Here is a 13,816-nt window from a genome sequence, read left to right as displayed (position 1 = left end):
CCAGATTTTCTTTTATGGTAATATGAATGCAGAAGAAATTGAGTATTACCTTTAAACACGCCTTATCCCCAAAATATATTTACGTTGCCGCTTTATCCACCTGTTTAATTGCAGTCGTGGCTTTTGCTGTTTTAAGCCATTTGATTGCTGAGGATAATCGTAAAAATACAGAAGATTTTGCGAGAAAAACCTTCTTTAGAAAATATGAATCGGTAGAAAATGAATTCAGGAATATTGAGGACTATCAGTATCTGCTTCGTGAATTGATTCAGAAAGACGGACTTAAAAACTACAGAGATTATTCTTTGGTTTTAAATGATTTAAATAAAAAAAGAAATCTGCTTACCTACAGCTGGTATTACTATGATAACAACAAAACCGGGCAGTATGAAAGCAACAATCCTTTATCTGATCTTTTCAAAGAGCGGAAAAAGGCACAAAGATCCGTTACAATAAAGAATAATGGTTCCGGACACTTTAAAGATCTTTTGATCAGTCGTAAAGACAGTATGTTCTGGGTAAGTTATGATTCTCTTGTGCTGCCTGAAAAAAATGTTTTGTATTACGGATCAACAGTAAGTTTAGATGATCTGCATCAATACTTTACCAATGTTGACAAAAGTTCAAATACCTATGCCTATGTTTTTACTAAAGAAGGCATCTGCATTACGCATCCTGAAAAAAAATACATTGGAGAACGTGTTTTTGATTTTACAGATATTAAACCAAAAGACACGCTTTGCGCAAAAGCTAAATCAGGTTATACGGAAGAAACAGCCGTTTCAGAATATCTTGGAGTAGAAGTTACCCGCTTTATAAAACCCTTGAAGACAGAAAATTTTGACGGTTATGCAGTGGTGAACCATGTCAACTTTATCATTGATGAAAATACCAATAAGGTAAAAGCTTATACGGTTTATATTTTCGTAGCAGCTTTGTTTCTTATTGTCACGGTCTTCATTCTGTTTCAAAGATCAACCAATATAGCATACAGGGAAAAAGAAAAGATACAATCTGAAAAAAACCTGTTGTTGGTTGAGAATGAAAAAATGCATAAAGCAGAAGTGATCAACCAGCTTCAGCAGCTTAAAAATAATATCAATCCCCATTTTCTTTTCAATTCACTCAATTCATTGTATATGCTTATTGGGATCAATAAAGAGAATGCCCGGAAGTTTACCATGAATCTTTCCCGGATTTACAGATATCTCATCGTGCCTCCTAAAGAAAATATTGTTTCGGTTTCTCAGGAAGTTCAGTTTATTCAACAGTATATGGAACTCCTGAAAAGCAGGTTTGATGAAGAGCTGATCTTCAGTATGACCATTCAGGATGAGAAAAGTCTCAAAAAACGGATCCCTTATTTATCGCTTCAGATTGTTATAGAAAATGCTGTAAAACACAATATTGCGACCGTAGATCAACCGCTGGAGATTATCATAACGGTAGAAGAGGGCGGGATTATAGTAAAGAATACTTGGCAGCCAAAAACAGAGATTGTACAGGGAGAAAAATTCGGGATTAACTATTTGAATCAAATTTATGAATATTTTAAAATTAATTCTCTTAATATTTCTGTAGATGGTGAATATTTTATATGCTTTTTGCCATTAATGGAGTGAAATTAAAAAAATCCACTCACTCCCGAAAACTAACCTCTCACTCCCTAATAATACCCATATTATTTATTGTACCTATAGCTTTGCCGGCTGAAACTAAGATATTTACTATTTGGAATGAATCGGACTACTTTAATGAAGAATTACAGACTGGCACTGTACTTAGGACTTGCAATGGCCTCACCGATGGCAATAGCACAGAAAAAAGATACAGTGAAAGTCAACAAAGACAAAATTGATAAAACAGAATCGTCAACCTCAAAGAAAACCAAAAAAATTGAAGACCTGATCAAAAAAGGAACTTATAAAAAAGGCCTTTTTAATACGATCCAGGTTAAAACGGATGTTTATTTCGAAATTCCTGACAGTTTGATGGGACGACAATTTTTGGTCGTTAACAAGCTGTCTCAGGTGCCCATGCAGGTGAATGAGGCCGGTCTGAACAAGGGAATGAATTATGAAAATAAAATCATCTCTTTTCACCGTGATAACGTTGCCAAAAAAGTCTGGGTGAAAACGTCAGATGTAAAGGTATCTTCTCCTAAGAATGATGCGATTACAAGATCTGTAAAAGATAACTTTTCAGAATCTGTGATTGAAGTTTTTGATATTGAAGCACAAAGCAATGACTCTACGTCGGTAGCTATTAAAGTGAATAAAGTTTTCGATGGTAATCAGAAGAGCTTTAATGATGTATTGGCGAATGTAGGGCTTGGAGGTTCCGTAAAGTCAAGTCTTTCTTACATTGAAGGAGTTAAAACTTTCCCTCAGAACCTTGTGGTAAAGTCTCAGCTGACCACTTCAGTCAATGAAGGAGGAGTTGATCTGCCTGTGACATTGGGAGTGACCACCAACCTGGTATTGCTTTCCAAGATACCCATGAAACCCAGGATTTCTGATGCAAGAGTTGGATTTTTCAATGAAAAACACTGGGCTTTTAATGACCGCCAGCAGAAGATGGACGAGAAATTCTTCATTACCAGATGGAACCTTGAACCTAAAGATGAAGACAAAGAAAAATATCTGAGAGGAGAGCTTGTAGAACCTAAAAAACAAATCGTTTATTATATTGATCCTGCCACTCCAAAACAATGGCGTGAGAAAATTATTGCAGGAGTATATGACTGGCAGGCAGCTTTTGAACAGGCCGGTTTTAAAAATGCTGTCATTGCAAAAATGCCGGATGAAAAAGATGAAGACTTCGATATTGATGATGTAAGATATTCCGTAATTACTTACGCTGCTTCCCCTAAATCAAATGCGATGGGACCGTCTGTAGTTGATCCAAGGAGTGGTGAAATTATAGAATCTGATATCATCTGGTGGCATAATGTAATGACCTCTCTTCAGGAATGGATGAGGATTCAGATCGGACCTATCGATCCGAAAGCGAGAGGAAATAAATTCAGTGATGACTACATGGGAGAAGCCATTCGTTTTGTATCATCCCATGAAGTAGGACATACTTTTGGATTAAAACATAATATGGGATCCTCTTTTGCATTTCCTGTCGAATCTTTACGTTCAAAAGAATTTACCGATAAAATGGGAGGTACAGCACCTTCTATTATGGATTATGCCCGATATAATTATGTAGCACAACCTGAAGATGGTGTGACGGCGATCACTCCAAAAATCGGGATTTATGATAAATATGCTATCGAATGGGGCTATCGTTGGTATCCGGATGAGTTTTCAGAAAAGAAAGCCCTTAGGAATTTAATAGAAAAACATCAGGATGATCCATTATATTTCTATGGTGAGCAACAAAGTTATCTGGAAACGATTGACCCTCGTTCACAGTCCGAAGACTTGGGCGACGATGCAATGAAGGCCAGTGAATATGGATTGAAAAACCTGAAAATTGTTGTTAATAATCTTTTACAATGGAGCTATGAAGATGGAAAAGAATACACTGATGCCGGTAAACTCTACTTTGGAGTTATCGGGCAATGGGATTTGTATACCGGTCATGTGATGGCGAATGTAGGGGGAATTTATCTTAACAATACAGTTTTTGGAAGTAAAAAGAAGGCGTACGAAGCCGTACCGGCTGAAACTCAGAAAAGAGCGGTTGACTATCTTATAAAAAATGCCATCAACCTTCCGGAATGGTTGTTTTTTAATCCGATAACAGAAAAGACATATCCTGTTAAGAACTCCCCGATGGGACCTTTCGAGCAGACTCCGTATACTTTAGCAAGAGGAATGCAGTATGCCAATATCTATTCTTTGTTTGTGGACGACAGATTATTGAGAATCCTCGAAAATGAATTGAAACATGAAATGTCCGGTTCAAAAGAAGAAATCTACACCGTTGAAAATTTATTTGATCAGGTGAGAGGAGCTGTTTTTAATAAAAAAGGAAGTCTGACCATCCTGGAAAAAATGGCCCAAAAGAATTATGTAGATGCTCTGATTGTTTCAGTGAATAAATTATTCGAAAAAACAGCGGTAAAAGGATTGAAGGTTGATCAGACATTAACGATCCCAACCATCTGCAATTTCCATGGAGAAGATCACAACCTGAGAAATATCAATTATTCATCCATGAAAAGAGTATCTGAAGTCACGACTTATAAAAGGGCAGAACTGCAGAAGGTATTAAACTTACTGAATGCACGCAGATACAAAGGTGATGACTCATCAAGAGCTCACTACACAGACTTAATCATTCGAATCGAAGAGGCTTTAAATAAATAATCGGCTATGAAAAAATCTCTAATACTTTTACCTCTTTTGGCTGCTAATATTGCGTTTGCCCAACAAAAGAAAATCATCACAGGTAAAGTCCAGGACGGCAATACCTCCAAAATAATTGCAGGAGCATCCATAAAAATTGAAACCCAGTCTGTGTCTTCCAGTACCAATCGTGACGGGATCATTGAAAGTGTGGCTGTAGGAGCGATAACAGATAAAAACGGAAAATTTACTCTGGAGGTTCCTGAAGGTACGAAATCCGTATTGGTGAGCTACCTTGGATATGAATCTAGGCTGATTCAGATTGACGAAGATCAGACAAATTATAATATATCACTGATGCCGGTGGCTGGTGAGGTTTCTGATAAAAATAAGATTCAGGAAGTGATCATCACAGGATATCAGAAAATTGAAAAACGTAAGCAGACTTCAGCAGTTGCTACCGTTAAAATGGATGTGATCAACCAGGCCGGTGTTGCCAGCGTTGATCAGATGTTGTCCGGACAAATCGCCGGTGTCGTGGTGACTCCTGAAACAGGAGCGCCAGGAGGACCTGCCAAGATCAGAATTCGTGGTACGGCTTCTTTATCCGGCCCGCAGGATCCGCTATGGGTAGTAGATGGTCTTCCGTTAGAAGGAAATGATGTCCCGAATTTCAGTGACAAAGATAATATTGACCAGCTTCAGAATTTTTCCATTGCAGGATTAAACCCTAATGATATTGAAGATATCACTATTTTAAAAGATGCTGCAGCAACAGCGATTTACGGAGCGAGAGCAGCCAACGGGGTGATTTCCATTACCACGAAAAAAGGAAAGAAAGGAAGTATGAGACTGAATTTTTCTGCAGACACTTTCATTACATCACGTCCTGATTTTGATAAGCTTAATCTTTTGAATTCCAGTGAAAAAGTTGATCTTGAGCTGATGCTTGCAAAGCGTGCCGATCTGACCTATCGTGCCGATAAAGGAGAAGTGATGAGAATCCTGAATAAAAACAATCAGCTTGATGCTTTCAGAGCCGGAGGTTTAGCCGGTCTGGACCCATTCACCCGCCAGCAGATTGATGCTTTAAGAAATAATAATACCGACTGGGGAAAACTGTTGTACAGAAATGCTATAAACAAGCAATATGGATTAAGCCTTTCCGGAGGGAGCGACCGTTCAGATTATTATTTCTCATTAGGTTATTTTGATGAAGAAGGAACAACGATAGGAACAGGTTTCAAAAGATATAACCTTACTTTAAAGAACAATTATAAGATAAGCGACAAATTTAGTGCAGGGATCTCTATTTTTGGGACTCAGAGTGAGAAAGAATCATTCATGACGGATGCAGATGCTGCAGCCAATCCTATTAATTATTCCAGAAATGCCAATCCTTATCTGACACCTTTTAATGCAGACGGAAGCTATAAATATGATCCGGATATCGATGGAACAAGAGATGCTTACATTCCCTTTAACTTCTTGGAAGAAAGAGAAAATACCAGCTATACCCTGAAAAACCACTCATTAAAAGGGATTTTAGACTTAGAATATAAAGTATCTAAGAGCCTTAAATTCGTTTCACAGTTGGGACTTCAGTATGACACCAATAAAACGGAGAAGTTTGCCGCAGAAAATACCTATTTTACAAGAAAGATGAAAGAGGGAACCCGTTATTTTAAAAACGGAACAGCAAATTATTTCCTTCCGGCAGGTGGCGTAAAACAAAACTGGGATAATGATTTCTTTCAGTATAACTGGAAATTACAGGGGTTATACAGCACAAGAATTAATTCAGTACATGAGATCGATTTGATGGCCGGAACTGAAATCCGTAAAACCATCGATAATACTCAGGTCACCAGAGCTTTTGGTTTTAATAGCCTTACCAAAACAGGGACACCGATTATATTCCCCAATTCCGATTTTGCAGGAGATAAAAAGTACGAAACGTATCGTGAAATGCCTACTGTAGAGAATGCTTATGCTTCAATGTTTGCGACTGCTTCTTATACCTACGACCAGAAATATACCTTTTTCGGAAGTGTAAGATACGACGGAACCAATTTGTTCGGAATGAATAAAAAGTACAAGTATCTGCCGATCTGGGCGGCTTCCGGGTCATGGCTGGTAAGTAAGGAAGAGTTTATGAAGAATGTTTCTCTTATCTCTAATTTGAGATTAAGAGCTTCCTATGGTTTACAGGGAAATATTGACCGTAATACATCGCCGTTTTTTATCGGAGAATACGGGGAAGCAACGATTCTTCCGGGAGGAAAGCATGAAATCATTAATGTAATAACCTCTCCGAATGACAAGCTTCGTTGGGAAAAAACAACCAATGTGAACTTCGGAATTGATCTGGGACTGTTTAAAAACCGTATCAGCCTTACTGCAGATGTCTACAGCAGAAAAGGTACAGATATGATCAGTATGAGAGAAACACCCCTTGAAACCGGATTCAACTATACAATGATGAACTGGGGAAGTCTTACAAACAAAGGTTTTGAAGTAGCAATATCTACGAGAAATATAGAGAAAGAAAATTTCAAATGGTCTACCACTATTAATTTAGCTCATAACAAGAGTAACGTTATTACTGAGCAGCCACGCCAAAATTCTATGCTTCCGTCAAGAGAAGGCCTTCCTGTAAATGCAGTATTTGCTTTGAAAACAGCTGGGATGGACGAAAACGGAAATCCAATGTTCTGGAAAGGTAATGAAAAGGTGAAAATTGAAGATTTCTTTAAACTCTATGATGTATATGAGGAATTTCTTCCGGGACAGCTCGTAGGAACGAAGCTTACTTCTGAGGAGATGAGAGGCCTCTTCACTTATATTGGTGACAGAGATCCGAAATTTACAGGAGGTATTATCAACACTTTTAAAATCCATAATTTCGACTTAACTGTTTCTGCAGCATTCAGCTTTAAACAGACGGTGATGAGGTCACCTTCATACAGAGGGATGGATCTGGACAGAGGAAGAAATTATACCAGGGATATCTTTGAAGCTGGTGCTTCACTTCCGGCGATTACAAGTCCTAATATGGAAAACAATCCGGGATGGATGGGGAACAAGTGGCTTACCGACAGCCCTAATAATGCATATGGCCTTCTTGATATCTGGGCGAAAGAGATCAGCTATCTGAGAATCAGCAGTATTCGTTTGGGATATACGCTTCCAAAAGAATTTACGAATCCTATGGGAATCAGTAGTTTGAGGCTAAGTGTGGAAGGTCGTAACCTTTTTGTATTCAGCAATGGTCATAAAGGATATTTCGATCCGGAAACCTATGGTAATATTTATGCACAGCCTATTGCAAAATCAGTGACAATCGGCTTTAATGTTTCTTTTTAAAACTTGAAAAAAATGAGAAAAATAACTACATTCGTTGCACTGGCATTCATTAGTTTTACCAGTATTGGATGTGATCGCTTCCTGGATATACAGCCGGAAGGAAAAGTGATCCCAACCAGTGTTGAGGATTACAGAAAAATACTTACCTCTGCATATGCCAAATATCCGATCCATAAATCTCTATCTGCACTTCGTACAGATGAGATGGTGATCGATGAAGATACCAGCGATTTTCCTTACTACCGCGAACTTGCCATGTGGAAGGACAGTAACTATGATGCTGAAACAAAAGAATTCCATTGGGCCGACTTTTATACGGTAATTTTCTACCTTAATCAGGCCATCAACGAGGGAAGTAAAACGATGAAAGATTCTCCTGAAAAGAACCAGATTCTGGCAGAAGCTTACGCGTTGCGTGCTTATTCTTATTTTGATCTGATCAATCTGTACGCAAAACCTTACAATAACGCTACAGCGTCTTCAGACAGGGGAGTTCCAATTACCCTGGAAACAGATATGGAAGCGGTACTGAAGCCATCTACAGTGCAGCAGGTTTACAATCAGATTCATGCAGATATGGAAAAGGCTCAAGGCTTGATGGTAGAACAGCAGCAAACAGCAGGAAATAATTATAAATTTTCCAAAAATGCTCTTATGGCACTGAACGCAAGAATGGCTCTCTATCAGGGAGACTGGAATAAAGCATTGAATGACTCGCAGGAGTTACTGGCTGTAAAGGGAGAGCTTAGTAATTTGAATACCACCAATACCGCTCCCAACCATTATGCTTCGGCGGAATCTATATTAGCATTGGACAATCCGTTGAATAACAGTGTTCAGAATGTAATTTTTGCTTCTCCGGAATTGATTTCAAAATATAATACGACTACAGACAAAAGATTTGGTATTTATTTTGAAAAAAGCAAAAATCGGTATAAGGCGATCAAAGGAGGAAGCAATGATTTCAGGGTATCTTTCAGAACTGCTGAATTATATTTTATCAAATCTGAAGCATTGTTAAAGCTAAACCGACTTGATGAGGCTAAAGAGGCAATACTTCCGGTGCTGAAAAACAGATATACTGCAGAAGGTTATACTTCTGTTCAGAGCCAGATCAATGGAATGAATACAACAGATTTCATGAATTTTATTCTGGATGAGAGGTTCAGAGAATTTGCAATGGAAGGTCACAGATGGTTTGATTTAAGAAGGGCCGACCAGAAAAAAATTGTACATACCGTATTGGGCAAAGAATATATTCTTCAGCAGAATGATCCGAGATATACCATAGAATATCCGATGAGTGCGAAAAAGAATAATCCTAATTTATAACATTTCATATTAACAACCCCTGAAACCGCTTGAACTTGATCGTTCTGGCGGTTTTTTTGTATTTTTGCAGGGTTATGAGAATTGCCATTATAGAAGACGAATTGCTGGCTGTGAATTATCTGAAGAATCTTTTAGATCATCAGGATATCGTTCCTGTTACCGAAATCGTTATTCTCCGTTCAAAAAAGCAGGCAATTGAATTTTTCGAAAATGATGCTGCCGATCTCATCTTTATGGATATCCATTTGGGCGATGGGATGAGTCTTGAAATTTTTGAGCATGTAGAATTATTCACCCCCATCATTTTTATTACCGCATTTGATGAATATGCGATGAGGGTTTTCAGACATTTTACTATTGATTATCTTTTAAAACCTTTTGAGGAAGCCGATTTGCATCAAGCTCTGCAAAAGTTTATTTCCATACGGAATAATTTTGATCCGGAACCGGTCCTGAAGTCGATGTCTACCTTACATCAGACCAATGACTCCGGAATGATGAAGCGTTTTATGGTACGGGAGGGAAATAAGCTCAAGTCAATCGACGAACATGAAACAGCCTATTTTTTTGCATCGGGAAAATATCTTTTCCTAACGACTAAGGACCATCAGACGTACATTTATGACGACACCATCAAAGATATCATTCAAAAACTGAATCCTGAGATTTTCTTTAAAATAAACCGTAAGTTTATCATTAATAAAAAGGCGGTCACAGAAATTATCAAGCATTCAAGCCAGAAAGTAGAACTTAAACTTTCACCCGAACCAGAAGTAAATGCGGAAGTTTTTATCAGCAAAGTACAGATTGCAGACTGTTTAACCTGGTTGAATACCTGAACGTGATTAAAAAGCCAGCCGTCGGGTGAATTAATTTTCCTTATTAAGTCGGTTCAGAAAATAAGTAGGCGGAATATGGTATTTCTCCTGAAAGTTTTTTGTAAACGTCTGAGTGGTATTATAGCCTGCATTTTCAGCTGTTTTCTGAATGCTGATGTATCTTGTTTTGGGCTTGCTTTTCCACTGGGAAACAATATGATCGAGCCTCAGTTCATTGAGGTATTCATTGAAGCTTTTTTTCTTATAAAAATTGATGATTTTCGAAAGATAAACGGTATTCGTTCCACACAATTTTGACATGCCGGCAAGAGAGATGTTTTTTTTTAAAAACTGTTTCTCTTTTTCAAAATCAGACAGTATTTTAAGAACGTTTTCGACAATTAAAGGGTTGATTCCCAGTTGGTCATCAATAATAGGTTCATCGTTTTTACTTTTGGCTTCTTCGTTCCCATACACAATTTCTTCATCTTGAATTGCCGTAAGTTTTTCATAAGATCCGGAAAAATGCTTGTGTTTATACTTAAGATGTAAAAATGTCAGGAACATAATAAGTACAAGACCAAAACCAATGAGGGTAATGTAAATGAGTCTTTCCCGGTGAATACGATCCTGCAGGATTTCTTTTTCCTCGTAGAGTTTTTTCGTATCATACTCTTTGTTTAAGGTAGAATTGAGATATTTATAATCTTTTTCGTAGGCTTTGTCGAGAAGAATCAGCTTATCAGTATATTCCAGTTGTTTGCTGGTGTCATTCTTTTCCGAATAGTATCGGATAAGCATTTCAAAAGCAGGCCGGAACTTAGGATCCAGTTTTTTGGTTTCGTTATATTCTTGATCAAGCAATAAAAAATAGGGAAGTGCTTCTTCTTTTTTTTCCAGTTTCCACAATGACATTCCGATATAAAACTTATCGGTCAGGTGCTTCCATGAGTCATTATATAACCTTATGGCTTCCCGGAGTTTTGCTAAGGCCAGAGCATATTTTTTCTGATAATAAAAATCTGTTCCCTGGGAAGAAATGAAGTAAGCGTGGTATTCTTTAAAATCCTGATGCTTTGTAACAAACTCTATTCCTTCTTGTATCAGGTCCTTATTGGCATTGAAGCTTGATAAATGACTGTTGGTTTCAATCAGTGATATCAAAGAATAGAGATAATAATAGGTATAGTGGGTATCCCCGATTTTTTCCTGATGTTTCCTGAAAAATGAGACACAACCCGTTAACAGTGAATGAGCTTCAGTATAGAGTCCGAGGTAGTATTTCGTCTGGGCAATCTGGTATTCGACACTGTGAATTAAGTACGGGTTTTTGTTTTTTTTGATATAATCATATCCTTTAACAAAAGCATCTAATGCTTTAGGGTAGTTTTCATTGTTTGTAAAAGACATTCCCAGGGACAGATAACTGTCTCCGATAAGGTTATTATCATTGATTTTGCGGGCCATAATGACAACGCTGTCACCATATGCTATCTGTTCATCTCCTCTCTTATTAAAAGTGGCCAGGACGTATCCTCTTCTCGTTTTTTCAGTATTCTTCTCTTTTTTTGCTTTTTGTATAAAATGATTAATATATTTCCATTGCTCGTCCTGTTTATTTTCTGATTTTTTTATAGCCAATTCCAGATCAGAATAACTTGTATTGCTGATTTTCTTTTGAGTATTTTGTGAATGTAGTGTGGTATAAAATCCTACAAAAGTGAATAATATTAGAAAAATATACTTTAAATTGTTCATTTGTAACTGTAAAACAATATAAAAATAAATAAATTTTTCTTTCATTGGTGATAAAAATATAAAATATTTAAATACAGATTGTTATAAGTTTCGATTTATGATTTTAGTAATTTTTTTTATCATTATAGTATTCTTATTTGCCGATATATAATTATTTTTTTTTCTGATAGTGTCGCGGCTGAATTTAAATTTTGTGAATTTCATTTTACCTGTATACATTTCGAAACAGAAAACAAAACTAATTTTTATGGAAAAAGCTAATTTTTATTTTATACTTATTTTGGCTTTATTACTCGTGAGTTCATACAGCTATGAAAATCAGCCGAATCTTTCCGGATCTGCTGTAGATCCTTCTGAAAGACAGCATCTTTATACTTCCGATGTAGTCAGAAACATCGGAGATGCTGTTTCTATAAATGATTCAGCCAGCGAAGATCCCAAGAACATTCCTCCGAAAAAATAAAACTGCTTTATCTAATGGAAGCCGGTTTCAATTCATGATTCTAAAATGATTTTATCAAATGGAATAGTTTGTAGAGTACTATGCAAACGAAACATTTAATAAATACCCCTTGCAAGGAAAGTGTGAAAAAGTCGAAAGAATTAATCACTTTAAAAACTATGATTCTAACATCCAATTACTAAAATTAATTAAAATGAAAAATTCAAAATTACAGAACCTGCTGACTAAAATTTCAGGAGACGTTACAACATTAAAAGAAGGAGAATTATCTTCAATAAAAGGAGGTACAGCACCACTTAACCTGGTATGTAATTCCGGATGCTTGGCGAAGCAATAGCCCGCACTACCAAAACGTACAACAGACCGACTGTGTTTAATGTCTCTAAACTATGAACACTTTTCTTTTCATTTTAAAAGCGAATTCCATGAACTATAAACTATCTCATTATACTGTTTCTACCCAGGTTTCGGAAGATAAATATGTGATCTTTTCGACGAGAAGCTGTAAAGTTCTTCTTCTGCAAAAAGAAAACTACCAGTCCCTGATCAACGGACACTTTGATACCATTACTGTGGAGATAAAGAATCAACTGATTACCGCACTTATTTTAGTTCCTTCTTTTGAAAATGAATTAATGGAAATTGTCGAAGAAAATAAAATGATGATTGATACTAATAATGTCCTTTATCAGGTGATACAACCCTCTTCAAACTGCCAGTTAGGCTGTGACTATTGCGGACAGGAACACACCAAAAATGATTTGCAGGCAAAAGATTATGAAAAACTTATTGAGCGGATCAGGCATAAACTTTCTTTGAAAGATTACAGAGCTTTGCTGATCGGCTGGTTTGGAGGAGAGCCTTTGATGAGCCTGCAGACCCTTAGAAAAGTAACGGGAAAGTTAAAAGAAATAAGTTCGGAGTTGGGTATTGATTACAGTGCTAAAATGACCACCAACGGCTTGGCGTTGAAAAAAAACATATTTCTGGAATTGGTTAATCAGCATGATGTAAAAACCATAGAGGTGACTTTAGATGGCACTGCAGAATTCCATGATAAAAGAAGATTTGTAAAATCCGGTGAAAACTCATTTCATCTTATTTTTAAAAATTTAGTAGATATTTTCAGTATTGAAAACTATAAAGAACTGGGAGCACGTATTTCCATAAGATGTAATGTAGATCGTACCAATTACCAATCAGTAGTTCCTTTGCTCCAACTTATGCATGAACACGGCTTTCACGAAAAAATTTCACACTTTTATGTGGCACCTATTCACTCATGGGGAAATGAAGCTCATCTGGTATCCCTGGAAAAAGAGACATTTGCCGAAAAAGAAATAGAATGGATTCTGGAGCAGTATAAATATGGTTTTTCGCCATCCGTTCTTCCTGTGAGAAATCATGAACTCTGCATGATTACAAATCCGGATGCAGAATTAATAGATGCATTTGGCAATATATACAACTGTACAGAAGTTCCTTACGTTCCTGCATATGAAAGCACAGAGCATAAATTGGGTAACATAAAAGATATTAAAATTGATCAGAAATTCGGTTCACTTCATCTGCAAAACTGGAACGATGTTGTACTTACCGATCAGAAAGGTTACCCATGTCACACCTGTAAAATGTTTCCTGTGTGCGGTGGCGGATGTCCTAAATCGTGGGAAGAAGGCATTATAGCTTGTCCTTCCAATAAATTCAATATTCAGGATAAACTGGCCATTAATTATATTACTCAGGAAAAAGGAACAGAATACTTAATGAGTTAGAAT

Annotated in this window: 9 protein-coding genes; 8 read left to right on the top strand and 1 reads right to left on the bottom strand. The window is 36.9% G+C overall.

The annotated features are described in order from the left end of the window. Positions 1–26 precede the first annotated feature (26 nt). The 5 genes from M030_RS0116105 (at position 27) to M030_RS0116085 (ending at position 9,838) form a co-directional block, all read left to right on the top strand. Positions 27–1,622, top strand: coding sequence for a histidine kinase (locus M030_RS0116105; protein WP_034722744.1), 1,596 nt, complete (start codon positions 27–29; stop codon positions 1,620–1,622). A 114-nt stretch (positions 1,623–1,736) separates the two neighbouring features. Continuing rightward, on the top strand, positions 1,737–4,322 hold the full coding sequence (locus M030_RS0116100; protein ID WP_027374436.1) for a zinc-dependent metalloprotease: 2,586 nt from the start codon (positions 1,737–1,739) through the stop codon (positions 4,320–4,322). A gap of 6 nt (positions 4,323–4,328) precedes the next feature. Continuing rightward, positions 4,329–7,667, top strand: coding sequence for a SusC/RagA family TonB-linked outer membrane protein (locus M030_RS0116095; protein ID WP_027374435.1), 3,339 nt, complete (start codon positions 4,329–4,331; stop codon positions 7,665–7,667). Between the two features lie 12 nt (positions 7,668–7,679). Further along, entirely contained in the window at positions 7,680–8,999 is a 1,320-nt protein-coding gene (locus M030_RS0116090) for a RagB/SusD family nutrient uptake outer membrane protein (RefSeq protein WP_027374434.1), read from the top strand. Positions 9,000–9,073: 74 nt separating this feature from the next. After that, positions 9,074–9,838 carry a LytR/AlgR family response regulator transcription factor gene (locus M030_RS0116085; protein ID WP_027374433.1) on the top strand — a complete coding sequence of 255 codons (765 nt, stop codon included), beginning with the start codon at positions 9,074–9,076 and terminating at the stop codon, positions 9,836–9,838. A gap of 30 nt (positions 9,839–9,868) precedes the next feature. On the opposite strand, the gene M030_RS0116080 is transcribed toward M030_RS0116085, so the two are convergent. After that, positions 9,869–11,575, bottom strand: a complete 1,707-nt coding sequence (locus M030_RS0116080; RefSeq protein ID WP_172523103.1) for a helix-turn-helix domain-containing protein — start codon at positions 11,573–11,575, stop codon at positions 9,869–9,871. 247 nt (positions 11,576–11,822) lie between these two features. On the opposite strand from M030_RS0116080, the gene M030_RS0116075 reads away from it, so the two are divergent. From M030_RS0116075 to M030_RS0116065, 3 genes are all read left to right on the top strand, one after another. Beyond that, the gene (locus tag M030_RS0116075; RefSeq protein WP_123840884.1) at positions 11,823–12,038 is read left to right on the top strand and encodes a hypothetical protein; all 216 of its coding nucleotides are present in this window, start codon (positions 11,823–11,825) and stop codon (positions 12,036–12,038) included. Positions 12,039–12,231: 193 nt separating this feature from the next. Further along, positions 12,232–12,375 (top strand): hypothetical protein, encoded by a 144-nt coding sequence (locus M030_RS25600; protein ID WP_155857879.1) that lies wholly within the window; start codon positions 12,232–12,234, stop codon positions 12,373–12,375. Positions 12,376–12,463: 88 nt separating this feature from the next. Next, on the top strand, positions 12,464–13,813 hold the full coding sequence (locus M030_RS0116065) for a radical SAM/SPASM domain-containing protein (protein ID WP_027374430.1): 1,350 nt from the start codon (positions 12,464–12,466) through the stop codon (positions 13,811–13,813). The last annotated feature ends 3 nt before the right edge of the window (positions 13,814–13,816 follow it).

This window comes from Chryseobacterium sp. UNC8MFCol (assembly GCF_000482305.1).
GTDB lineage: Bacteria > Bacteroidota > Bacteroidia > Flavobacteriales > Weeksellaceae > Chryseobacterium > Chryseobacterium indologenes.
The sequence above is the reverse complement of the archived record's forward strand: the minus strand, read 5'-3'. Positions and strand labels throughout refer to the sequence as shown.

Excerpts from the sequence above, each read along its gene's own strand:
- M030_RS0116080 (WP_172523103.1), bottom strand. The coding sequence starts at position 11,575 with ATGAACAATTTAAAGTATATTTTTCTAATATTATTCACTTTTGTAGGA.
- M030_RS0116065 (WP_027374430.1), top strand. The coding sequence starts at position 12,464 with ATGAACTATAAACTATCTCATTATACTGTTTCTACCCAGGTTTCGGAA.
- M030_RS25600 (WP_155857879.1), top strand. The coding sequence starts at position 12,232 with ATGAAAAATTCAAAATTACAGAACCTGCTGACTAAAATTTCAGGAGAC.
- M030_RS0116085 (WP_027374433.1), top strand. The coding sequence starts at position 9,074 with ATGAGAATTGCCATTATAGAAGACGAATTGCTGGCTGTGAATTATCTG.
- M030_RS0116095 (WP_027374435.1), top strand. The coding sequence starts at position 4,329 with ATGAAAAAATCTCTAATACTTTTACCTCTTTTGGCTGCTAATATTGCG.
- M030_RS0116100 (WP_027374436.1), top strand. The coding sequence starts at position 1,737 with ATGAATCGGACTACTTTAATGAAGAATTACAGACTGGCACTGTACTTA.
- M030_RS0116075 (WP_123840884.1), top strand. The coding sequence starts at position 11,823 with ATGGAAAAAGCTAATTTTTATTTTATACTTATTTTGGCTTTATTACTC.
- M030_RS0116105 (WP_034722744.1), top strand. The coding sequence starts at position 27 with ATGCAGAAGAAATTGAGTATTACCTTTAAACACGCCTTATCCCCAAAA.
- M030_RS0116090 (WP_027374434.1), top strand. The coding sequence starts at position 7,680 with ATGAGAAAAATAACTACATTCGTTGCACTGGCATTCATTAGTTTTACC.